A 22,839-nucleotide genomic window follows, 5' to 3' on the forward strand; every position below is an offset into this window, starting at 1 on the left:
AGACCTTGGAGGGCCGGCAGTGAGCACCGAGCTGCGTCGTCTGCGCAATTACATCGACGGTGAGTTCCGGGACGCCGCCGACGGACGGACCACCGAGGTGGTCAACCCGGCGACCGGTGAGGCGTACGCGACCGCGCCCCTGTCCGGAGCGGCGGACGTGGACGCCGCGATGGCGGCCGCCGCCGCTGCCTTCCCGGCCTGGCGGGACGAGACCCCGGCCAAGCGGCAGAAGTTCCTGCTGGACATCGCCACCGCGTTCGAGGAGCGCGCGGAGGAGCTGATCGCGGCCGAGGTGGAGAACACCGGCAAGCCGATCGGGCTCACCCGCTCCGAGGAAATCCCGCCGATGGTGGACCAGATCCGCTTCTTCGCGGGCGCGGCCCGGATGCTGGAGGGGCGCAGCGCCGGCGAGTACATGGAGGGCATGACCTCCATCATCCGGCGCGAGCCGATCGGCGTCTGCGCGCAGGTCGCGCCGTGGAACTACCCGATGATGATGGCGGTTTGGAAGTTCGCCCCGGCCCTGGCCGCCGGCAACACGGTCGTCCTGAAGCCCTCGGACACCACCCCCGCCTCCACCGTCCTGATCGCCGAGATCATCGGTTCGATCGTGCCCAAGGGCGTCTTCAACGTCGTCTGCGGCGACCGGGACACCGGCCGCGCGATGGTCGAGCACCACACGCCGGCGATGGCCTCCATCACCGGTTCGGTGCGCGCGGGCATGTCCGTCGCCGAGTCCGCGTCCAAGGACCTCAAGCGGGTCCACCTGGAGCTGGGCGGCAAGGCCCCGGTCGTGGTCTTCGAGGACACCGACATCGCCAAGGCCGTTGAGGACATCTCGGTCGCGGGCTTCTTCAACGCGGGGCAGGACTGTACGGCGGCGACGCGCGTCCTGGTCCAGGAGTCGATCCACGACGAGTTCGTGGCGGCGCTCGCGAAGGCGGCGGCCGAGACGAAGACCGGGCAGCCGGACGACGAGGACGTGCTGTACGGCCCCCTCAACAACGCCAACCAGCTCAAGCAGGTGACCGGCTTCATCGAGCGGCTGCCGGCGCACGCGAAGGTCGAGTCCGGCGGCCACCGGGTGGGCGAGAAGGGCTACTTCTACGCCCCGACCGTCGTCTCGGGCCTCAAGCAGGACGACGAGATCATCCAGAACGAGGTCTTCGGGCCGGTCATCACCGTCCAGTCCTTCACGGACGAGGCCCAGGCCATCGAGTGGGCCAACGGCGTCGACTACGCGCTGGCCTCCTCGGTCTGGACGAAGGACCACGGGCGCGCGATGCGGCTGTCGAAGTCCCTGGACTTCGGCTGCGTGTGGATCAACACGCACATCCCGCTGGTCGCCGAGATGCCGCACGGCGGCTTCAAGAAGTCGGGCTACGGCAAGGACCTGTCGGGCTACGGCTTCGAGGACTACACGCGGATCAAGCACGTGATGACGTCGCTGGACGCGTAGGCCTGCGGCGCTCGACCGGACGTACACGCGCGGCCCCGCACGGGATCAACTCCCGTGCGGGGCCGCGGTGTTGTGTTCCGGGGAGACCTGGCTGTCGCGGTGCCGGACACCCGGACCGGCGCCGACGAGGATCTCGCGCCGTCCGCTCCGTGTGAACGGGCGGTTACTTCACAGGCAACCGATCGACAAGGTGTCGGGTCCGCGGGAAGCCGCTCGACGCAGCGTCCATTGATCGGGGACAGGTCGGCGGGTCATGCTGCGCGGGTGCCCCAGACTCCGAAGTCGCTCTCGCCCTCCCGCCGCTCCCTGCTGCGCGCCCTCGGCGGTACCGCCGCGCTCGGCGCGCTCGCCGGGTGCGGTGTGCCCGCCGCGTATGTGAAGGCCGGGGACCGCGCCGGTGCCGATCTGTCCGCCAAGGACAAGAAGCTGACCTGGGCGAACTGGCCGCTGTACATCGACACCGATGACGACGACCAGACGAAGCGGCCCACGCTGGACGCCTTCGAGAAGAAGACCGGGATCTCCGTCGACTACATCGAGGAGATCAACGACAACGACGAGTTCTTCGGCAAGATCAGCCCGGCGCTCATGAACCACCAGCAGACCGGCCGCGACCTGATCGTCATGAGCGACTGGATGTGCGCGCGGTTCGTGCGCCTCGGCTGGGTCCAGCGGATGGACCGGTCCGCGCAGCCGAATGTGGCGAAGTACCTTGACCCGCAGCTCAGTTCACCCGCGTTCGACCCGGGCCGCCGGTACACCGTGCCGTGGCAGTCGGGCATCACCGGCATCGCGTACAACCACCGCAAGCTCGGCCGCGAGATCCGCCATGTCTCCGACTTGTGGGCGAGCGACCTGAAGGGCCGGGTCACCCTGCTCTCCGGGCTCGACGAGGCGTTCGCGCTGCTGATGCAGGGCAACGGCGTCGACATCACCAAGTGGACCGCCGCCGACTTCCACAAGGTGTGCGACCAGGTACAGACCCAGATCAGCCGGAACCAGATCCGCCGCTTCACCGGCAACGACTACACCAAGGACCTGGTCAGCGGCGACGTCCTCGCCTGCCAGGCCTACTCCGGCGATGTGATCCAACTCCAGGCCGACAACCCGGACATCCGCTTCGTCGTCCCCGAGGAGGGTGCCGAACTCTGGGCGGACTCCCTGATGATCCCCGACCTGGCCCGCCACAAGACGAACGCCGAAAAGCTGATCGACTACTACTACGACCCCGAGGTCGCCGCGGAACTCGCCGCCTGGGTCAACTACGTCTGCCCCGTCCCCGCGGCGCAGGCGGTCCTCGCGGACTCCAAGGACAAGGACACAGCGGCGCTGGCCGAGAACCCGCTGATCTTCCCGGACTCGACGATGCGCAAGCACCTCGCGATCGCGCGGGACATCACGTCCACGGAGCGGGTGGAGTTCGCCAAGGAGTGGAACAAGATCGTGGGGTTGTAGGGGCGGTGCCGCGGTTCCACCACATCCGTGCCTTGCGGCGCGGCTTTCCGGCAACTCCCTTGCCCGGATTGAGAGTTGTGGCGGGATGTGCGTGGAGTCGGGAAGCGTTCCCGCATGGTTCCGGGGATTCGGTCCCGGGAACGGAAGGGGCGGGGGACCCCTCGGCGCTCGCCGGCAGGGCGGGCGCCGCTCCATGCGATGGGAGACCGATCAACGATGTTCACTCCGGTGCGGAGAAGAGTAAGGACGGCCGCGCTCGCCCTCTCGGCGATCGCGGCCCTCGCCTTGGGTGCGACCGCCACGACCGGCGCGACAGCGGCCCCCGCCGCCGCGAAGCAGGGACCGACCTCGGTGGCGTACGTCGAGGTCAACAACAACAGCATGCTGAACGTCGGTAAATACACGCTCGCCAACGGCGGCGCCAACGTCTTCGACATCGCCGTGATCTTCGCGGCGAACATCAACTACGACGCGGGCACGAAGGCGGGGACCCTGTACTTCAACCCGAACGTGCAGAGCGTTCTCGACAACGCCGCCACGCAGATACGGCCGTTGCAGCAGAAGGGCATCAAGGTCGTCCTCTCGGTGCTCGGCAACCACCAGGGCTCGGGCTTCGCCAACTTCCCGTCCCAGCAGACGGCTTCGACGTTCGCGAAGCAGCTGTCGGACACCGTGACCAAGTACGGCCTCGACGGCATCGACTTCGACGACGAGTACGCCGACTACGGCAACAACGGCACCACCCAGCCCAACGCCAGCTCGTTCGTGTACCTGGTGTCGGCACTGCGCGCCAACATGCCCGGCAAGATCATCAGCCTCTACAACATCGGCCCGGCCGCGTCGCGCCTGTCCTACGGCGGCGTCGACGTCACCTCCAAGTTCGACTACGCCTGGAACCCGTACTACGGCAGCTGGCAGGTCCCCGGCATCGCCCTGCCCAAGGCGAAGCTGTCACCGGCGGCCGTCCAGATCGGCGGCACCTCGCAGAGCACGGCCGCCTCCCTCGCCGCCCGCACGGTCAGTGAGGGGTACGGCGTCTTCCTGACGTACAACCTCGACGGCACCGACCGCACCGCCGACGTCTCCGCGTTCACCAAGCAGCTGTACGGCAGTGCCGCCGTCTACACGCCGTAGGCCGACGGCACTCCCCGGCGTCCGGTGCCCGCTCGGGTCCGGCCGCGTCCCGTAGATCAGCGCATCGCGCGGGCCGGGCCTTCGACAACGATGTCGGAGGCCCGGCCCGCCGCAGGTGCCGTGACCCGGTGCCGACCGGCACTCCCCGTCACAGCTCCGCGGTGCTCCCCGCGGTGGTGTCCTGGTCGAGGGTCGCGGCCCAACTGGCCAGCAGCTGAAGGCTGTCGTGGGCCGGGGTGCCCGGTTCCGCGCTGAGGGCGGTGAGGGTGAGGCCCGGCTCGGTCGGGATGGGCATCGCCTCGAAGGGGAGGGCGAGTTCGCCGACCGCGGGGTGGTGGAAGTGCTTGACGCCGGTCTGGTGCAGCCGTACGTCGTGGGCGGCCCACAGGGTGCGGAACTTCTCGCTGCGGGTGGACAGTTCACCGACCAGGTCGGTCAAGTCCCGGTTGTACGGGTCGCGTCCGGCCTCGGTGCGCAGCAACGCGACCGCTCCGGCTGCCTGGCGTTCGAGCTCGGGCAGGAAGTCGGCGGCGCCGGGGTTGAGGAACTCGTAGCGGGCGAGGTTGACGGGCCGCGCGGGGTCGGCGAAGACCGGGGCGTAGAGGGCGCGGCCGAGCCGGTTGGTGGCGACGATGTCGAGGCGGCCGTTGCGGATGAAGGCGGGGGCCTCGGTCATCGCGTCCAGCAGGTGCTGGAGGCTCGCGCGGATCGCCTGCGGGGCGCGGCGGCGGGCCGGTCGGCGGCTGGTGTTGGCCGTACGGGCGAGGTCGTCGAGGTGGGCGCGTTCGGCGTCGTCGAGCTGGAGGGCGCGGGCGAGGGCGTCGATGACGGGTTCGGAGACACCGGAGAGGTTGCCGCGCTCCAGGCGGGCGTAGTACTCGGCGCTGACACCGGCGAGCAGCGCGACCTCTTCCCTGCGCAGCCCCTTCACGCGCCGGTTGCCCGTGTGGGCGGGCAGGCCCGCCTGCTGGGGCGTGATCTTGGCGCGGCGGCTGGTCAGGAACTCGCGTACCTCGCTCCGGTTGTCCATGGTTTCGAGGCTACGTCGGCTTGTCCCATGGTGTCTCCGGGCGAAGGGTGTACTGGCAGTACACGTATCAACGAGTCCTTCCCCGTGCGTGTGACCTGCAGTTCCATCGGTGGTGGCGCAGGCCGCGCCGCGATGGAGAGGACACGGACGATGACGGAGAAGACCCAGCCCCCGGGCCCGCGCGAGCTGTTCGGGGACATCGCCCCGGCCCTCGCCGGCTACAGCGAGGACGTGCTGTTCGGGCAGGAGTGGAAGAGCCCGGAGCTGTCCCCGAGGGACCGCAGCCTGGTCACCGTGGCCAGCCTGATCACCAGCGGCAGCAGCGAGCAGCTCACCTTCCACATCCCGCTGGCCAGGCGGAACGGCGTCACCGAGGAGGAAATCGTCGGGACGATCACGCACATGGCGTTCTACGCCGGCTGGCCCCGGGCGATGTCCGCGCTGACCGTGGCCCGGGAACTGTTCCGCAAGCCCTGACCCCCCTCCCCTCCACACGTCCACCCGTCACGCCGACGCAAGGAGCACGTACCACCATGGAGATCCTCAAGCAGCCCGCGACCATGAAGCTGCCCCCGCACATGTTCGCCGGTGACGTCTGGGCGGACGTGATCCTCCGGGGCGACGAGCCCTCCCGGGCGCGGGCCAACCTGGTCCGCTTCGCGCCCGGTGCCCGTACCGCCTGGCACAGCCACGGCCTGGGGCAGACCCTGCACGTCGTGTCCGGAGTCGCCCTCGTCGGCACCCGGGACGGCGTGATCATCGAGGCCCACCCGGGCGACACGATCGGCTGCCCGCCCGGCGAGGAGCACTGGCACGGCGCCACCCCGGACCAGTTCATGGAACACCTCGCCCTGTGGGAGGGCGACGAGGTCGAGTGGCTGGAGCACGTCACCGACGCCGAGTACGGCGGCCCGCGCACCAGCACGCGCGCCTCGAACTGACCGTCCCTCCCCACCCCCCCACGGATACAGGAACACCCATGCGCGCAACTGTGATCCACGCCCCCGGTGACATCCGGGTGGAGAACCTCCCCGAACCGAAGATCCTCGCCCCCACCGACGCGGTCATCCGCACCGTCGCAGCCTGCGTATGCGGCTCCGACCTGTGGGACTACCGCGGCATCAACGAGGTCACCCGGCCCACACCGATCGGCCACGAGTACGTCGGCGTGGTCGAGGAGACCGGCGCCGAGGTGCGGGACATCAAGCCGGGGCAGTTCGTGATCGGCTCCTTCTTCGCCTCCGACAACACCTGTCCGGTCTGCCGTGCCGGGTATCAAACCTCCTGCCCGCACCGGGAGTTCGTCGGCGGCTGCCAGGCCGAGTACATCCGCGTCCCGCTCGCCGACGGCACCCTGGTCGCCCTCGACGGGCAGCCCGACGACACGTTCGTGCCGAGCCTGCTCACCCTCTCCGACGTGATGGGCACCGGCTGGTACGCGGCCGTCGCCGCCGAGGTGAAGCCCGGCTCCACGGTGGTCGTGGTCGGCGACGGCGCGGTCGGACTGTCCGGCGTCATCGCCGCCCGCGAACTCGGCGCCGAGCGGATCATCGCCATGAGCCGCCACGCCTCCCGGCAGCGCCTGGCCACCGACTTCGGAGCCACCGACATCGTCACCGAACGCGGCGAGGACGGCGTCGCCCGCGTCAAGGAACTCACCGGCGGCCTCGGCGCCGACTCCGTCCTGGAGTGCGTCGGTACGCAGGAGTCGATGAGCCAGGCCGTCCGCTCCACCCGCCCCGGCGGCAACGTCGGCTTCGTCGGCGTCCCGCACCAAGTGGCCATCGACGGCGAGGAGTTGTTCTTCTCCCACGTCGCCCTGCGCGGCGGCCCCGCGCCTGTGCGCCGCTTCCTGCCCGACCTGATCGACCGCGTCCTGAACGGCCGTATCGAACCCGGCAAGGTCTTCGACCTGACCCTGCCGCTGGACCAGGCCGCCGAGGGCTACCGGGCCATGGACGAGCGCCGCGCCGTCAAGGTACTGCTGCGCCCCTGACCTGCCAACTCACCGATCCGCGATGGGAATTGCCTCTCTCATGAACCCGACCTATGACTTCCACGACCAGGTCGCCCTTGTCACCGGCGCAGCCTCCGGCATGGGCCTCGCCACCGCCCGGGCCTTTGCCGAGGCCGGCGCCGCGGTCGTTCTGGCCGACCTCGACGAGAAGGCCGTACGGCACGCGGCCGAGGAGCTCACGGCGGCCGGTCACCGGGCGATCGGTGTCGCCTGCGACGTCACGGACGAGGCGCAGGCCGCCGCGATGGTCGACCGGGCGGTCGCTGAGTACGGCCGCCTCGACATGGCGTTCAACAACGCCGGTGTGCAGGTCCCGCCCAGTGACGCGGCCGACGAGACGGCCGAGGACTTCGACCACGTCCACGCCGTTAATCTGCGCGGTGTCTGGGCCGCTCAGAAGCACGAACTGCGCCGGATGCGGGAGCAGGGCAGCGGCGGCGCCATCGTCAACTGCTCTTCCCTGGGCGGGTTGGTGGGGCTTCCGGAGCGGGCCGCGTACCACGCGTCCAAGCACGGGGTGATCGGCCTGACCAAGAGCGCGGCGGTCGAGTACGCGCCCAAGGGCGTCCGGATCAACGCTGTTTGCCCCGGCGTGATCGACACCCCCATGGTCGCCGACATGCTCGAAGGGCAGGCCGAGGCCATGGCCGAGATCATGCAGCAGCAGCCGATCGGACGGCTGGGCCGCGCCGACGAGATCGCGGCGGCCGTCCTGTGGCTGTGCAGCCCCGCCGCGAGCTTCGTGGTCGGGGTCGCGCTCCCCGTCGACGGCGGATACACCACCCACTGAGGAACCCTCGCGTCCGCCAACTCACCGACATACAGCCGTACTTGACCGCGAAGGAGCCTCACCATGGAGTACACCCGTCTCGGCACCACCGGCCTGAAGGTGAGCCGCCTCGCCCTCGGCTGCATGAGCTACGGCGACCCGACCGTCCCGCGTGCCCACCCGTGGGCGCTGACCGAGGACAGGGCCGCGCCGTTCTTCCGGCAGGCCGTCGAGCTGGGGATCACCTTCTGGGACACCGCAAACGTCTACCAGGCGGGCACCTCCGAGGAGTTCACCGGCCGGGCGATCCGTGAGTACTCCCGGCGCGAGGACATCGTGCTGGCCACCAAGGTGCGCGGGAAGATGCACGACGGTCCGGGCGGGGAGGGCCTGTCCCGCAAGGCGATCCTCGAACAGGTCGACGCCTCGCTGACCCGGCTGGGCACGGACTACATCGACCTCTACCAGATCCACCGCTTCGACGACGAGGTCCCGGTCGAGGAGACGATGGAGGCCCTGCACGACGTGGTCAGGGCGGGCAAGGTCCGCTACCTCGGCGCCTCGTCCATGTACGGCTGGCAGTTCGCCAAGCTCCAGCACGCGGCCGACCTCGGCGGCTGGACCCGCTTCGTGTCCATGCAGAACCAGTACAACCTCCTGCGCCGCCAGGACGAGCCCGAACTCATGGCCCTGTGCGGCGACTTGGGCGTGGGCCTGGTCCCGTACTCCCCGAACGGCAAGGGCCGCCTCGCCCGCCCCGCCGGCGAGCAGAGCACCCGCTCGGCCACGGATCATGTCGTGCGGGCCTTCGACAGCGAGTACGACGTGCCGGTCATCAACGCGGTGCAGAAGCTGGCGGAAGCCCGAGGCGTACCCATGGCCCAGATCGCCCTTGCCTGGGTCCTGCGCAACCCGCTGGTGTCGGCGCCGATCGTCGGAGCCACCCAGCCCCACCACCTCCAACAGACCGTGGACGCCCTCGCGTTGAGGCTCTCCGACGAGGAAGCGGCAGCGCTCCAGGCGCCGTACACCAACGCCGGGCCCTCCTGGTTCTGACGACCGGACCTGAAGGAGCGGTGTCAGAGGCTGCCCGGGCGGACCAGGCCCGTTCTCTTCACGCCGCTCAGGATGGGGGTGACCTCCAGCGTGGTGACGTGGGGGAGGGCGCCGATCGTGTCGTTCAGGAAGTGGTAGAGCGCGTTGAGGTCGGCGGCGGCGACGGCCACCAGGAGGTTGGCCGAGCCGGTGGTGGCCGAGGCGAAGCGGACCTGGGGGTGGCGGCTCAGTTCGCGGCCCGTCTCCTCCAGGCCGCCGGGGGCGACGGTGATCCACAGCAGCGCTTCGGTGCGGATGCCCAGGCGGGCCAGGTCGACCTCGGTCGCGAGTCTGATCACCTGGTCGCCGACCAGTGCCTCCAGGCGGCGGCGGGCGGTGAGGGCGGTGGTGTCGGCGCGGCGGGCCAGGTCGGTGTAGGAGGCCCGGCCGTCCTCGACCAGGGTGGCGATCAGCGCCTGGTCGATGTGCTGGAGGGCCGATCGGGCGGCCGGGGCGGGCAACTCCGGCCTGAGTCCGGCCAGTTCGGCCGCCGTGAGCAGGCCGCCGCTCCAGTCGAAGGCCGCCGGGAAGACTCGTAGGAGGATGTGCGAGGTCCACGACTGGACCGCCGGGGTGGCCGGAAGGTCGCGCAGGAGAAGGGAGTTGCGCGCGTCCGGGCCGTCCAGGAACAGGATCGTGCAGACCTCGTCGCCGCCGCCGAGGACATCCACCCAGATCGTGTCGGGGCGGCGGGCCAGGGTCGCGGCGATGGCGCCGATCTGGTTGGGGCGGCAGCGGATGCGCAGGGCCAGCGGGATCAGGTCGGGGAACCACACCGGGCTGCGTACGGCGGTGGCGCGCAGGGTCTTGTCGTGGAACAGCGGGGCCGCGCGCCGCACCACCGTGCGCTCCGAGATGCCCAGGACGCGGCCGACCGTGCGCCACGAGGCCCGCGGGGAGGCCAGCATCGCGGCGGCGATCCGGCGGTCCGTCCCGCTCAAGGAGTGGCTTGCTTTCGCCATGTCTGCCCGGTCCTCTGTCCTGCTTTCGCGCTTCCGTCCTCTCATTCTGGCTCGGATCGGCGCTCGCCGCTAGAAACGGTTCGGAGCGGACGACGGAGAGAGGGTGAGCCCGATGGCGGTGGGTGTCGTGGAGACGGATCGGGGCCGGGTCCGGGGTGTCGCGCGGGGCGAGGCGGTCTCCTTCCGGGGGATTCCGTATGCCGCGTCGCCTGTCGGTGAGCTGCGGTTCGCGCCGCCTCGGCCGCACCCGGGGTGGACCGGCGTGCGGGAGGCCGTACAGGCCGGGCCCGCCGTCCCGCAGGGGGCCTCCCGGCTGGAACGGGTGATGGGGGCCCGCGTGCCGGACTGGGGCGAGGACGGCTGCCTGACCGTCAACATCCATGTTCCGCCAGGGGCGTTGGAGGACGACACGCCCCGGCCGGTCCTCGTGTGGTGGCACGGGGGCGGCTTCACCAGCGGCTCCGGCGGCTGGGACTGGTACGACGGCGGGCGGCTCGCCGCGCTCGGCGACATCGTGGTGGTCACCGCCAACTACCGCGTGGGGCCGCTGGGTTACCTGTATCTGCCGGAGATCGGCGCCGCTAACCTCGGCGCCCAGGACCAGGCCGCCCTGCTGGCCTGGGTGCGGGACAACATCGCCTCCTTCGGCGGCGATCCGCGCGAGGTGACGGTCGGCGGACAGTCGGCCGGAGCGTATGCCTCGCTCGCGCTGGCCCTCGATCCCCGGACCTCGGGACTCGTGAACCGGGTGCTGCTGCAGAGCGGCCCGTTCGGCCTGGTGCCGCAGGACCCGCGGCACGCGGCCGAGAGCGCCGAAGCGTACCTGCGGCTGCTCGGCGTGCCGGACGGAGCGGATACGGCAACCACCTTGCGCGCGCTGCCCGTTGAGCAACTGCTGTCCGCCTACGGCCGGCTCGCGGGGCAGCTCGCGCGCCCGGGCGACGCGGCCCCGCCCATGCATCCGGTGCTCGGCGGGCCCGGCCTTCCCCGCGATCTGTATCGGGGGCTCGTGGAGGGTGGGCTGGAGGGCAAGTCGCTGCTGATCGGCACCACCCGGGACGAGGCGAGCGCGTTCACCGCCTTCGACCCGAACGTCCAGAACCTCGGCGTCGACGATGCGTTGGAACTTCTCACCGGCCAACTGGGCACAAGCGCCGCCGAGTTCTACGAGCGGTACGCCGCCCGGCTCGAAGAGCCCACCCCCGCGCGGGTGTTCACCGCGATGGTGACCGACGAGCTGTTCCGCGCCGACTCGCTGCGGATCGCCGACCATCACGCCGCCGGTGGCAACGCGACCTACGTCTACGAGTTCGACCACCGCCCGGCCGAGGACCCGTACGGCCTGGGCGCCACCCACTGCGGCGAACTGCCCTTTCTCTTCGGCACGTTCGACGCCTACCCGGACACTCCGATGCTGGGCCGGGTCACCGATGCCGTACGGGAGCTGGGCCGCGCCTTCGCCACCGCGGTCGCCGAGTTCGTCGCGAGTGGGTCGGTGCGCGACTGGCTGCCCTATGCGCCTGGGACGGCGGCCCGCGTCCGGCACTTCGGCTGAGGCACGTCCCGGCCGGTCAGTCCACTTTGTCGCGGTTGGCCCTGTCCTCGCCGTGAGGGCACCCGCTGAGATGGACCTGCCTCCGTCGCAGCCGCTGGAAAGGCCTTGATGAGCATGCCGCGTACCCGTTCGTTCGTGCAGGTCGACGTGTTTTCCACCAGCCCCTTTTCCGGCAACCCGGTTGCCGTCGTGCTCGACGGGACCGACCTGAGCGCCGAGGAGATGCAGGGGCTGGCGCGCTGGACGAACCTGTCCGAGACCACGTTCGTGCTGCCGCCCACCGTCCCCGAGGCGGACTACCGGCTGCGGATCTTCACCCCCGGGGGTGAGCTGCCGTTCGCCGGGCACCCCACGCTCGGGTCCGCGTGTGCCTGGCTGGACGGCGGCGGCACACCCCGGGACGACGAACGCGTCGTGCAGGAGTGCGGCGCGGGACTGGTCGCCGTGCGGCGGGGTGAGGGGACGCTGGCCTTCGCCGCTCCGCCCCGGGTGCGGGAGGGGGACCTCGACGAGGATCAACTGCTGCGGATCGTGGACGCGTTCGGGATCTCGCGGGACCGGGTCGTGGCCCATCAGTGGGTCGACAACGGGCCCGGGTGGGCCGTGGTGCGGCTGGCCACGGCCGAGGAGGTACTCGCCCTCGAACCTGACTTCTCCGCCTTTCCGGACGCGATGGTCGGGGCGATCGGGGCCCACCCCGACGGGTCCCGGCACGCGTTCGAGATGCGTACCTTCGCCCCCGCCGTCGGTGTGCCCGAGGATCCCGCGTGCGGGAGCATGAACGCCGGTGTGGGGCAGTGGCTCACCTCGACCGGCGGCGCGCCCTCCTCCTACCGGGTCTCGCAGGGCACGCGGCTGGGGCGGGCCGCGAGTATCGGGATCAGCGCCGACGCGGACGGCACGGTGTGGGTCAGCGGCGCCGCCGACGTCCGCATCCGGGGCAGCATCACGCTCTGACCGTCAGGCGGTGCCCGTGTCGGTGTCGGCCGTGAGCGTCTTCATCGTGACGTAGCTGGTCACCGTGGCGACGCCGGGCAGGGTCGCCAGCTGGTTGGCGTGGAAGTCCTCGTAGGCCGGGAGGTCGGCCACCTCCACCTGGAGGAGGTAGTCGAAGTTGCCGGTGATGTGGTGGCAGGCGACCACCTCGGGCAGCCGGGTGACCCCGTGTTCGAAGGCGACCACGTCCGCGCGCGTGTGCCGCATCAGCCGTACGCCCGCGAAGACCCGCAGGCTGCGGCCGATCGCGGCGGGGTCGATCAGCGCGCGATAGCCGCGGATGACCCCGGACTCCTCCAGCTGGCGCACGCGCCGCAGACAGGGGGACGGCGAGAGCCCGACGCGGGCGGCCAGCTCGTTGTTGCTGATGCGGCCGTGCTGTTCCAGTACGGCCAGAATCGATCGGTCCACCTCGTCCATGGCGGCAGATTATTGCGCCGGAGGCCCGGCTACCACAATTGTGCACCCGCCCATCGCGCAATTTGCTGCCAAAATTGCCGAGATCCGGGCATCTTGGACTGCCGGTCGGTCACGCTTCATGGAGTCGCACCGACGGTCCAGGTCCACGGAAGGGCAGCCATGCCGGGCAAGAGCACCATCACCGTTCACGCCGACCGCGCGGTCCACCCGAGCCGTGCCGTGGCCCCGCCCATCTACCAGACGGCGGCGTTCTCGGCCGAGGACGGGGAGACGTTCGCGCGAGGGGCCGTAGCAGCACGTGGCAAGGACTTCTACACCCGGTTCGGCAACCCGAACCACGCCCAAGTCGCCGCCGTCGTGGCGGAGTTGGAGAACACCGAGGCGGCCATGGTCACCGCGTCCGGGATGGCCGCGCTCACCACGGCCGTGCTGGCGCTGGTGTCTGCCGGTGACCATGTCATCGGGCAGCGGTCCACCTACGGGGGTACGGCGTCGGTGCTGCTGAACCTGTTGCCCCGGCTCGGGGTGACCACCACGCTGGTCGATCAGACCGACCCGGAGGCGTTCGCGAGGGCGCTGACCCCGCGGACCCGGCTGATCCTGGTGGAGACCCCGAGCAACCCGCTGCTGCGGATCACCGACCTGCGCGCCGTAGCCGAACTGGCCCGCGCGCACGACGTGTTGACCATGGCGGACAACACCTTCGCCACCCCGCTCAACCAGCGACCGGTGGACTTCGGTATCGACCTGGTGTGGCACAGCGCGACCAAGTATCTGAACGGGCATTCCGATGTGTCCGCGGGCGTGCTGGCCGGGCCGGCCGAACTCCTCGACCGGATATGGGACGTCGGGCTCCTGACCGGTGCCACGCTCGGGCCGATCGACGCGTGGCTGCTGCTGCGCGGGATGCGCACCCTGCCCTTGCGGGTGCCGCGGCACAACGCCAACGGCCTTGCCCTCGCTGAGGCGTTGAGCTCGCATCCGGCGGTGACGAAGGTGCACTATCCCGGGCTGGCGACGCACCCGCAGCACAAGCTGGCCGTGGACCAGATGAGCGGTTTCGGCGGGGTGCTCGGCATCGAGTTCGCCGGTGGGTTCGAGATGGCCGACGCGTTTCTGGGGCGGCTGCGTTACCCGCGTCGGTCGGCCAGTCTCGGGGGCGTGGAGTCGCTGGCCGTGCATCCGGCGTCGATGTGGCGCGGGATGCTCAGCGAGCAACAGCTCGCGGACTCCGTGCCGTTGGGGCTGGTCCGGCTGGCGGCGGGGACCGAGGACACGGCGGATCTCGTCGCGGACGCGCTGGAGGCGGCCGACGCCGTGCTGACTGAAGCGGCGACCACCTGAGCGGGCGACGACACCCCCGTCCCCGCCACCCCCCCCACTACTGAGGAGCTCCTCCGATGACGAAGAAAACCCTGCTCACCGGCGGCACCGTGGTCAGCATGGACCCGGCGGTCGGCGATCTCGCACGCGGTGACGTGCTGATCGAGGACGGTGTGATCGTCGAGGTGGCGGAGCGCGTCGACGCTTCGGACGCCGAGGTGATCGACGCGACCGACCGGATCGTCATGCCCGGCTTCGTCGACAACCACCGGCACAGCTGGCAGACCGCGTTCCGGGGCGCCGGCGCGGACTGGACGTTCCCCGAGTGGGCGCTGGCCATGCACCGCACGGTCAAGCCCCACTACCGGCCCGAGGACGTCTACGCCGGCACCCTGCTCGGCCGACTGGAGGCGCTGCACTCCGGTGTGACCACGATGCTGGACTGGTACCACGTCGCCCAGACCCACGACCACGAGGACGCCGCCGTCGCCGCGCTGCGGGACGCGCCGGGGCGGTCGATCTTCTGCCTCGGCGCGGGCTGGGGCACCGCCGACTCCGTGGACGCCGACATCCGCCGCGTCCGCTCCGACCTGACCGGCGACGGCCTGGTCACCATGGCGTTCGGCCTGCGCGGACCCGACGACACCGGCATGGACACCGTCGCCCGGGAACTGAAGCTGGCGGACGAACTCGGCCTGCGCACCAGCCTGCACATCGAAGCCGCCGGGACGGTCACCGACCTCCACGCGCACGGTCTGCTGCGGGGGACCACCACGTTCGTGCACGCCAACGGGATCAGCGACGAAGAGCTGCGGATGCTCGCGGACGCGGGCGCCTCCCTGTCCGTCAGCCCGGACGTCGAGCTGAAGATGGGCTTCGGATCGCCGGTCACCGGGCGGGCGTTGGCGGCCGGCGTGCGCCCGACCCTGTCCGTCGACGACGTCCCCTCGGCCGGCGGTGACATGTTCTCCACTATGCGTACGGCCTTCGCCGTGCAGCGCGGTCTGGACGGCGGCCTGCGCTCCCGCGACCTGCTGGAGTTCACCACGATCGACGCCGCCCGCTCCTGCGGACTCGACGCCCGCACCGGCAGCGTCACCCCCGGCAAGGACGCCGACCTGATCCTCCTGCGCACCGACGACCTGACGGTGTTCCCGGTCACCGACCCGGCCGGCAGCATCGTCAGCGCGGGCCACCCCGGCCTGGTCGACACCGTCCTCGTCGCCGGTCAAGTGGTCAAGCGGGACGGGGAGTTGGTGGGCGTTGACCTGCCGGCGCTCAGGGCCCGGCTGCTCGCGTCCCGCGACCGGATCGCGGCGGCGGCGGGCATTCCGGTCGACGGTACGTGGCGGCCGGTGGCGTGAGCGGTTCGACGCCGGCCGTAGCGACTACACCGGCGACGGTACGGCGGACAGCGCGTCGGTGAAGGCACGGGCCCGGCGCGTGATCTCGGCCCAGTCGCCCGCGGCCACGACAGCGGGCGGTACGACCTCCGAACCGGCGCACACGGCACGCGCCCCGGCCGCGAGGAACCCGGCCGCGTTCTCCGCGTCGACCCCGCCCGACGCCACCAGCGGTACGTCCGGGAAGGGACCGGCCAGGTCACGGAAGTGCCGGGGGCCGAAGGCGCGCGCCGGGAAGATCTTCACCGCGTCCACGCCCAGGTCGAGGGCCATCCCGACCTCCGTCGGCGACAGGGCACCCATGACGACCGGCACCCCGGCCGCCGCTGCCGCCTCGGCGACACCGGGCCGGCAGCCCGGGGTGACGAGATACTGAGCCCCCGCCTCGATCAACTCCTCGGCCTGCTCGCCGGTCATCACCGTCCCGGCACCGACACCGTCCTGCCCGTCGGCCACCGCGCGCCGCAGATGCCCGACGAGTCCAGGGGTGGTCCGGGTGAACTCGATCCACCGGATGCCACCCGCCCGCAACGCCTCGCACAGCGCCGCGGCATCGGGTATCTCCGGCGCCCGGACGACGGCGATCACACGGTCCTTCGCCAACTGGGGGAGGAAGTCGGGGGTCATGGGCGGGCTCCTGTGGCTGTGGGGAGGGGAGGGGAGGGGGCTATGGCGGTTGGTATGTGGGGGTGGGGTGTTGGTCGAGGTGAGGCCGAAGTCGTTGCCCGCGTACGGCAGTTCATGCCGTCGCCGCCCTGGACCACCCCACATCGTCCAGCGCGAGCCGGCGATCGGTCTCCGTGCGCGGAGGCATCTCGGGCACGTCGTCCCTCGTCCGCAACGCAGCGGACGCCGCGAGATGGCCGAGGCGCAGACGGGACCGTTCGTCCCGATGCTCCAGTACCGCCGAGAGGTAACCGGCGGCGAACGCGTCGCCCGCGCCCACCGGTTCGACCACCTGGGTGGGCAGCGCGGGGACGAACGTACGGGTGCCGGCGGCGTACGAGGTCGCTCCGTGTTCGGCGTCCTTGACGACGATCAGCGGTGCGGGGCCGAGGAGTTCGGCCACGTCGTCCGGGCGGGCCGTGCCCCACAGCGCCTCGGCCTCGTCCCGGCCGACGAACACGATGTCGGCGGCGCGGGCGAGGTTGAGCAGGTTCTTCGCGGCGTCGGCGGTGCCCGAACGCCACAGCGCGGGGCGGTGGTTGACGTCGAAGGAGACGATCGGGCCGGCTGCCTTATCTGCCTCACCTGGCCCATCGGGCTCATTGGACTTACCTGGCCCTTCGGCCTCCCTGTTGAGCGCGCGGTCGACCAGGATCGCCTCCAGCAGCCCGGCGCAACTCTCGGAGAGCGCCGCCGCGACGCCCGACAGATGCACGATGCGGGCCCGGCGCAGCACGGGCAGCCGGGTCAGCTCCGGGCCCATCAGGGTCGCGGCCGATCCGCTCCGGTAGTAGTGCGTACGGGTGCCCTCCGGTGCAGGGTCCTTGAAGTAGACGCCGGTCGGGCGGGCCGGGTCGGTCTCCACTCCCGTCACGTCCACGCCCCGCGCGGTGAGTTCGGCCAGGATGCGGCGCGCGAACGGGTCGTCGCCCAGGCGGCTCAGCCACGCGACCCGGTGACCGAGACCGGCGAGCCCGCAGGCGACGTTGGACTCGGCACCGCCGATGGCCATCGCGAGCGTCGGCTGTTCGTCGAACGGACGGCTGTCCGGCGGACTGAGGACGGCCATCGTCTCGCCGACGCACACGACGTCGGCAGCCTTCACCCGTCGGCCGGTCGTAGGGGGCAAGAGCACGTGAATCTCCTGGTTCTCGTTCTTCCGAAGGACGACCTGTGTGTCACGTACCGGAGTCGGACGTACGGGAGTGGGGCGTACCGGAGTCGGACCAACCGGCGTCAGCCGCACCGGAGTTGGTCCCACCAGCCCCACCACCCAGCCGCAGCAGCACCTTGCTGCTCCCGCTCCCCGGATCCGCCGCCACCGCCAGCGCCTCCTCCGCCCGCTCCAGCGGGAACCGGTGCGTGATCACCGGCGACACGTCCAGCCCGTCCCGCAGCGCGCGCAACGCGTCGTCGATCTCCTCGACGAAGCGGTAGGAGCCGATCCAGGTGATCTCACGGGTGACCAGGTCACCGAGGGCGGCGGAGACCGCCGTACCGGGGAGGTTGCCGACCTGGACGAGGGTGCCGCCGCGCGCCGTGGACCGTAGGACCGGGCCCAGTGCCGAGGGGGCGCCGGACGCCTCGAAGACGACCTCGACGTCCTCCGGCAGGGACTCGCCGCGCGAGATGTCCCGCGTCTCGTCGGCGCCCATCGCGCGCGCCACGGCGAGGGAGTTGGCGGAGAGGTCGGTGGCGATGACCGTGCCCGCCCCGGAGTGTTTCGCCGCCGCGACCACCAACGAGCCGATGGGACCTGCCCCGTTGACCAGGACCGTCCGTCCGCGCAGCGCCGGCACCCGGCCCACGGCGTGCAGGGCGACCGCCAACGGCTCGGCCAGGGCGCCCTGTTGGGTGTCGACGCCGTCCGGCAGCGGGCGGACCTGGGCCGCGCGGACCGTACGGAATTCGCTGAACCCGCCGTCCGTGTGCGGGTCGAAGGCCGCCGAGCCGAAGTAACGGACGTGCGGGTAGAGGTTGGTGCGTCCGGCGATCCGGTCCGGGAGGATGCCGTCGCCGACCAACTGGGCCGGATGGACGGTGACTTGCTGTCCCTCGTCCAGGCCGGTGACCCCGGCGCCGAGTGCCGCGATCCGGCCCGCGACCTCGTGGCCGAGGACCAGCGGGTGCGCCAACGACGCCGTACCGGACGCGCCGTTCTTCCAGTAGGCGATGTCCGATCCGCAGATCCCGCCCCACTCCAGCGCGAGCAGCACCTCGCCCGCGCCCGGCGTCGGCCGGTCCCGTTCGTCGATGCGGACGTCTCCGGGGCCGTGCACCACGACGGCCCTCATACGGCCCGTACTCATACGGCGTCCTCCAGTCGGACCAGGTCGCGTCCGCGTGTCTCGGGGGCGAGATACGCGCTGACGAGGGTGATGAGCGAGTAGACGATGAGCATCACCGCGATGGGCCACCAGCTGCCGGTGACGGCGGTGAGCGACGCCGCGAGGACCGGGCCGATCGCGGTGGTGAGGATGCCGCCGATCTCCTTGGCGAGCGCGAGCTGGGTGAACCGGGTGCGGGAGCCGAAGAGTTCGGCCATCGTCACGCTCTCCAGCGAGAACAGGCCGAGGACACCGACGTTCAGGCCGAGCACCATGCCGGACATCACAGCCGCCGCGGAGCCGGACGCGATGAGGAACATCACCGGGAAGGCGATGACGGCGGTCAGGAGGGAGAACGCCATGTAGACCGGGCGGCGTCCGTAGCGGTCGCCCAGCAGGCCCACGGCCGGCACGGTCGCGAAGCCGAGCAGCGAGCCGTAGACGATCGCGTCCGTGGGGACGGAGCGGCCGACCGAGAGGTTGGTGGCGATGTAGCCGACGAGGAACGTCTGGATCAGCCCGGAGTTGCCCGCCTGGCCCAGGCGCAGGCCCAATGCGAGGAAGAACGCCCTGCCCTTGCGCTGGCGGATGCCCGCCACGAGGACGTCGACCCGGTGTTCGCCCTTCTCGGCGATCGTGGACTCGACCTCGCCGCGGGTCATCGCCACGCCGTCGACGACATCGGCGCGTTCCTCGAAGACCGGGCTCTCCTTGAGGCCGCGCCGCAGCCAGACCGCGAACAGCATGAGGACGAAGCTCAGCAGGAACGGCAACCGCCAGCCCCAGGAGAGGAGTTGGTCCTCGCTGAGGACACCGATGAGGACGGCCCACAGACCCGACGCGGCGAGCGTCCCGGAGTTCGTGCCGAGCGACACCAGCGAGGCGATCAGGCCGCGCCTGCGCACGGGGGCGTACTCGGCGAGCAGCACGGTCGCGCCCGCTATCTCGGCCCCGGCGCCGAAGCCCTGCACCAGCCGCAGCAGGACCAGCAGGCTCGGCGCGAGGATGCCGATCGCGGCGTAGGTGGGCAGCGCGCCGATGAGGGTGGTGGACCCGCCCATCAGCAGGATCGTGATGACGAGGACCTTCTTGCGGCCGATCCGGTCGCCCATCCGCCCGAAGTAGACGGCACCGACGAGGCGGGCGACATAGCCGACGCCGTAGGTCGCCATCGCGGCGATCAGGCCGATGGCCGGGCTGACGTCCGGGAAGAAGATCTTGTTGAAGACGATCGCGGCGGCCAGCGAGTACAGCTGGAAGTCCATGAACTCCATGGCCGTGCCGAGCCAGCCCGAGACGGCGGCCTTGGTGAGATCGCGGGTCGTGCGCCGGGCGGGCGGCGATGGTTGTGTGCGGGCGGGGACGGGGGTGTCCTGCATCATGAACTCCGTTGTTCGTGAGCCGAGTTGGGGAGCGGACCGGCAGGGGAGTGGGCTTGGGGGCGGGGGTTCAGATCTCGATGCGGCCGGCGCGCAGGCCGGGCAGCCGGCCGGCGATCGCGGCCGTGAGCCGGCCGTCGTCCGCCAGGTCCGTGGCGCCGAGCACGCGCAGCAGTGCGCGGACCGTCTCCACGGGGCGGGGGTTCCCGTCCCAGCAGGCGGCGAGGGCGTCGGCCGCCGGGTCGGTCGGAGCGTCGGGCCTGCGCCGCGTGCTCAACACCCAGGCGGCGAGGGCTAGTTCGAGCACTGGGGTGCACGCTCCCCGCTCACGCAGGGTGCGCAACGCGGGCAGCCAGCGTTCCGTGATCTTCAGCGAACCGTCGGAGCCGATCTGCCGCAGCAGGTGCCGCATCGCGGGATTGCGGAACCGTACGACGAGATCGTCGGCGTACGCGGACGGGTCGGGGCCGCCGGGTGGGAGTGTGGGCGCGACCTCCGCGCACAGCGCCCGGACGAGCCGCTCGCCCCAACTGGCCGCCAGGGTCTCGGCGATGGTGGTGTGGCCCGCGGCCGTCCCCAGGTACGCGAGGGCGGAGTGGGAGCCGTTCAGCAGCCGCAGCTTCGTGAGCTGATACGGCGTCACATCCCTGACGAACAGGGCGCCGTCGCGTTCCCAGGGCGGACGGGCGGCGGCGAAGGAGTCCTCCAGGACCCACTGCCGGTACGGTTCGGCCGTCACGGCGAGTTCGTCGCGGGCCCCGAGAGCGGTCGCGGCGGCCACGCGGTCCGCCTCGCTCGTCGCGGGCACGATCCGGTCGACCACCGTCGCGGGGAAGGCGACGGTCCCGGCGATCCGGTCCAGGATCCGGTGCCGGTCGGGCCACGGGGACGCCTCGATGAACTCCCGTACCACCCGGCCGAGTACGGCGCCGTTGTCCGCCATGTTGTCGCAGGACACGACGCTGATCGGCGCGCCGCCCGCCCGTGCCCGCGCCGCCAGTCCAGCGGCCAGGGCCCCGACTGCCGTACTGAAGGGACCGTCAGGGCCGGCCGCGAGGTCCGCGGCGACGGCGCCCGTGTCCAACCCGCCCGTGGACGCGAGCCGTTGATAGCCCTTCTCGGTCACGGTCAGCGTCACCACCGTCACCTCGGGATCGACGAGCAGCGCGTGGACCGCCCTGGCGTCCGGTCCCATGGCCAGCGCGTCGACCACCGAGCCGACGACCCGGGTGCGGGGGCCCTCCGGGCGGCGCTCGGTGAGCGAGTACAGGAAGTCCTGTTCGCGCAGGGCGCGTACGGTCGCCGCCGACCTCGGCGCCACGGCGGTGATGCCCCAGGGCTCGCCGGACAGCGCGGCGGCGTTCTCGGTGTAGACCGCCTGGTGGGCACGGTGGAAGGCGCCGAGCCCGAAGTGGACGACACGGGTGCGGAGTTGGGCGGGGTCGACGGCGGGCCGCGTCTGCGGGGCGAGCGGCGCCGCACGGTTCAGTGCGGGGAGCCCGGCATCCCCCGTGGGAAGTCCGACGCCGCTCACCAGTCGTGCACCGACCCGTCGAGACGCCGCGCGACCGGGAGATAGCGCCGCTGGTACGGGAAACGCTCCGCCGCCTTCTCGTCGTACTCGACGCCCAACCCCGGTTCCTCCGAGGGGTGGAGCATCCCGTCGGCGAACGTGACGCCCGTGCGGAACACCTCGGCCGCCTCGTCGGGATGGCCCATGTGCTCCTGGATGCCGAAGTTCGGCACGCTGATGTCGAGGTGCACGGCTGCCGCCATGCTGACGGGGGAGAGGTCGGTCGCGCCGTGCGAACCGGTCCGTACCTGGTACAGCGCGGCGAGGTCGAAGATCCGCCGCAGGTGGGTGATGCCGCCCGCGTGCACGACGGTCGTGCGGACGTAGTCGATGAGCTGCTCGGTGATCAGGTGCTGGACGTCCCAGATCGAGTTCATCACCTCGCCCACCGCGATCGGGGTCGTGGTGTGCTGCCGGATGAGCCGGAACGCCTCCTGGTTCTCGGCCGGTGTCGGGTCCTCCATCCAGAACAGCCGGCACGCCTCGACGCTCTTGCCGAACCGCGCCGCCTCGATCGGGGTGAGCCGGTGATGGACGTCGTGCAGGAGGTGGAAACCGAAGCCGAAGCGTTCCCGGACGGCTTCCAGATAGGTGGGCGCGAACCCCAAGTAGCCCTCGGTGTCCCAGGGTTGCTCGTCGGGCAGCTCGGTCGCGGCGGGTTCGTAGACCTTGCCCTTGCGGACGCCGTAGGTGCCGCCCACGTCGGGGACGGCGGCCTGTGCGCGGACGGCCTTGTAGCCGAGCTCCAGGTAGCGCTCGACGTCGTCGAGGAGGGAGGGCACGTCGGTGCCGCTGGCGTGCGAGTAGACGAGTACGCCGTCCCGGGAGCGGCCGCCGAGGAGCTGGTAGACGGGCAGGCCCGCGGTCTTGCCCTTGATGTCCCACAGCGCGGTGTCGACGGCCGCGATCGCCGTCATGGTGACCGGCCCGCGCCGCCAGTACGCGCCCCGGTAGAGGTACTGCCACATGTCCTCGACGCGGGCGGGGTCCTTGCCGATCAGCAGCGGGACCACGTGGTCGCGCAGATAGCTCGCCACGGCCAGTTCACGTCCGTTGAGCGTGGCGTCGCCGAGGCCCGTCACACCGTCGTCCGTGGTGATGCGCAGCGTGACGAACGTGCGCCCGGGGGAGGCGACGAACACCTCGACGCGCTCGATCTTGCTCACGGGTGGCTCTCCTAACCGTGTCCTGTTGCCGGTCGACCGGGCTCCGCCGTCGGTCGCTCAGTACTTGTATACAAGCATGTGTCGCGAAGTGGCAATGGTCGTGTCACGGA

General features: G+C 71.2%; 21 protein-coding genes. 12 read left to right on the forward strand and 9 right to left on the reverse strand.

All coding sequences use genetic code 11. From position 1 onward, the window contains the following. The first annotated feature begins 19 nt into the window (after positions 1–19). The 3 genes from R2B38_RS30590 (at position 20) to R2B38_RS30600 (ending at position 4,048) form a co-directional block, all read left to right on the forward strand. On the forward strand, positions 20–1,459 hold the full coding sequence (locus R2B38_RS30590) for a gamma-aminobutyraldehyde dehydrogenase (protein ID WP_318019093.1): 1,440 nt from the start codon (positions 20–22) through the stop codon (positions 1,457–1,459). 264 nt (positions 1,460–1,723) lie between these two features. Next, a complete protein-coding gene (locus tag R2B38_RS30595) occupies positions 1,724–2,914 on the forward strand; it encodes an extracellular solute-binding protein (RefSeq protein WP_318019094.1) in 1,191 nt (396 codons plus the stop codon). A gap of 216 nt (positions 2,915–3,130) precedes the next feature. Continuing rightward, positions 3,131–4,048: an endo-beta-N-acetylglucosaminidase H gene (locus R2B38_RS30600; RefSeq protein WP_318019095.1), complete on the forward strand. Its 918-nt coding sequence runs from the start codon at positions 3,131–3,133 to the stop codon at positions 4,046–4,048. A gap of 148 nt (positions 4,049–4,196) precedes the next feature. On the opposite strand, the gene R2B38_RS30605 is transcribed toward R2B38_RS30600, so the two are convergent. Beyond that, positions 4,197–5,078, reverse strand: a complete 882-nt coding sequence (locus R2B38_RS30605) for a helix-turn-helix transcriptional regulator (protein WP_318019096.1) — start codon at positions 5,076–5,078, stop codon at positions 4,197–4,199. A 150-nt stretch (positions 5,079–5,228) separates the two neighbouring features. On the opposite strand from R2B38_RS30605, the gene R2B38_RS30610 reads away from it, so the two are divergent. The 5 genes from R2B38_RS30610 (at position 5,229) to R2B38_RS30630 (ending at position 8,920) form a co-directional block, all read left to right on the forward strand. Next, entirely contained in the window at positions 5,229–5,555 is a 327-nt protein-coding gene (locus R2B38_RS30610) for a carboxymuconolactone decarboxylase family protein (RefSeq protein ID WP_318019097.1), read from the forward strand. Positions 5,556–5,611: 56 nt separating this feature from the next. Beyond that, positions 5,612–6,019, forward strand: coding sequence for a cupin domain-containing protein (locus R2B38_RS30615; RefSeq protein WP_318019098.1), 408 nt, complete (start codon positions 5,612–5,614; stop codon positions 6,017–6,019). A gap of 38 nt (positions 6,020–6,057) precedes the next feature. After that, positions 6,058–7,074, forward strand: a complete 1,017-nt coding sequence (locus R2B38_RS30620) for a zinc-dependent alcohol dehydrogenase family protein (protein ID WP_318019099.1) — start codon at positions 6,058–6,060, stop codon at positions 7,072–7,074. 40 nt (positions 7,075–7,114) lie between these two features. Beyond that, on the forward strand, positions 7,115–7,885 hold the full coding sequence (locus R2B38_RS30625) for a glucose 1-dehydrogenase (protein ID WP_318019100.1): 771 nt from the start codon (positions 7,115–7,117) through the stop codon (positions 7,883–7,885). A gap of 63 nt (positions 7,886–7,948) precedes the next feature. After that, a complete protein-coding gene (locus tag R2B38_RS30630) occupies positions 7,949–8,920 on the forward strand; it encodes an aldo/keto reductase (RefSeq protein WP_318019101.1) in 972 nt (323 codons plus the stop codon). 23 nt (positions 8,921–8,943) lie between these two features. Here the strand turns inward: R2B38_RS30630 and R2B38_RS30635 are convergent, their stop codons facing one another. Then, a complete protein-coding gene (locus R2B38_RS30635; protein ID WP_318019102.1) occupies positions 8,944–9,921 on the reverse strand; it encodes an Lrp/AsnC ligand binding domain-containing protein in 978 nt (325 codons plus the stop codon). A gap of 112 nt (positions 9,922–10,033) precedes the next feature. Here R2B38_RS30635 and R2B38_RS30640 point away from each other — a divergent pair, with 112 nt between their 5' ends. Further along, positions 10,034–11,476 carry a carboxylesterase/lipase family protein gene (locus R2B38_RS30640; RefSeq protein WP_318021837.1) on the forward strand — a complete coding sequence of 481 codons (1,443 nt, stop codon included), beginning with the start codon at positions 10,034–10,036 and terminating at the stop codon, positions 11,474–11,476. Between the two features lie 108 nt (positions 11,477–11,584). Next, on the forward strand, positions 11,585–12,433 hold the full coding sequence (locus R2B38_RS30645) for a PhzF family phenazine biosynthesis protein (RefSeq protein ID WP_318019103.1): 849 nt from the start codon (positions 11,585–11,587) through the stop codon (positions 12,431–12,433). Positions 12,434–12,436: 3 nt separating this feature from the next. Here the strand turns inward: R2B38_RS30645 and R2B38_RS30650 are convergent, their stop codons facing one another. Next, the gene (locus tag R2B38_RS30650; RefSeq protein WP_033282618.1) at positions 12,437–12,892 is read right to left on the reverse strand and encodes an Lrp/AsnC family transcriptional regulator; all 456 of its coding nucleotides are present in this window, start codon (positions 12,890–12,892) and stop codon (positions 12,437–12,439) included. 159 nt (positions 12,893–13,051) lie between these two features. Here R2B38_RS30650 and R2B38_RS30655 point away from each other — a divergent pair, with 159 nt between their 5' ends. Both R2B38_RS30655 and R2B38_RS30660 read left to right on the forward strand, forming a co-directional pair. Continuing rightward, positions 13,052–14,236, forward strand: coding sequence for an aminotransferase class I/II-fold pyridoxal phosphate-dependent enzyme (locus tag R2B38_RS30655; protein ID WP_318019104.1), 1,185 nt, complete (start codon positions 13,052–13,054; stop codon positions 14,234–14,236). Positions 14,237–14,292: 56 nt separating this feature from the next. Continuing rightward, the gene (locus R2B38_RS30660) at positions 14,293–15,579 is read left to right on the forward strand and encodes an amidohydrolase family protein (RefSeq protein WP_318019105.1); all 1,287 of its coding nucleotides are present in this window, start codon (positions 14,293–14,295) and stop codon (positions 15,577–15,579) included. Between the two features lie 24 nt (positions 15,580–15,603). Here the strand turns inward: R2B38_RS30660 and R2B38_RS30665 are convergent, their stop codons facing one another. From R2B38_RS30665 to manD, 6 genes are all read right to left on the reverse strand, one after another. Beyond that, entirely contained in the window at positions 15,604–16,245 is a 642-nt protein-coding gene (locus R2B38_RS30665; RefSeq protein ID WP_318019106.1) for a bifunctional 4-hydroxy-2-oxoglutarate aldolase/2-dehydro-3-deoxy-phosphogluconate aldolase, read from the reverse strand. Between the two features lie 112 nt (positions 16,246–16,357). Then, positions 16,358–17,419, reverse strand: coding sequence for a sugar kinase (locus R2B38_RS30670; RefSeq protein ID WP_318019107.1), 1,062 nt, complete (start codon positions 17,417–17,419; stop codon positions 16,358–16,360). A 43-nt stretch (positions 17,420–17,462) separates the two neighbouring features. Next, positions 17,463–18,593 (reverse strand): L-idonate 5-dehydrogenase, encoded by a 1,131-nt coding sequence (locus tag R2B38_RS30675; protein WP_318019108.1) that lies wholly within the window; start codon positions 18,591–18,593, stop codon positions 17,463–17,465. Next, positions 18,590–19,993, reverse strand: a complete 1,404-nt coding sequence (locus R2B38_RS30680) for an MFS transporter (protein WP_318019109.1) — start codon at positions 19,991–19,993, stop codon at positions 18,590–18,592. Before R2B38_RS30680 ends, R2B38_RS30675 begins: the two co-directional genes overlap by 4 nt. A 67-nt stretch (positions 19,994–20,060) precedes the next feature. Then, positions 20,061–21,524: a mannitol dehydrogenase family protein gene (locus tag R2B38_RS30685; protein WP_318019110.1), complete on the reverse strand. Its 1,464-nt coding sequence runs from the start codon at positions 21,522–21,524 to the stop codon at positions 20,061–20,063. Further along, complete coding sequence (gene manD, locus R2B38_RS30690) at positions 21,521–22,729, reverse strand: D-mannonate dehydratase ManD (RefSeq protein ID WP_318019111.1); 1,209 nt, start codon at positions 22,727–22,729, stop codon at positions 21,521–21,523. The genes R2B38_RS30685 and manD overlap by 4 nt, the downstream gene beginning before the upstream one ends. Positions 22,730–22,839: the final 110 nt, after the last annotated feature.

Origin of the sequence: Streptomyces sp. N50, assembly GCF_033335955.1 — a bacterium.
Classification (GTDB): Bacteria; Actinomycetota; Actinomycetes; order Streptomycetales; family Streptomycetaceae; genus Streptomyces.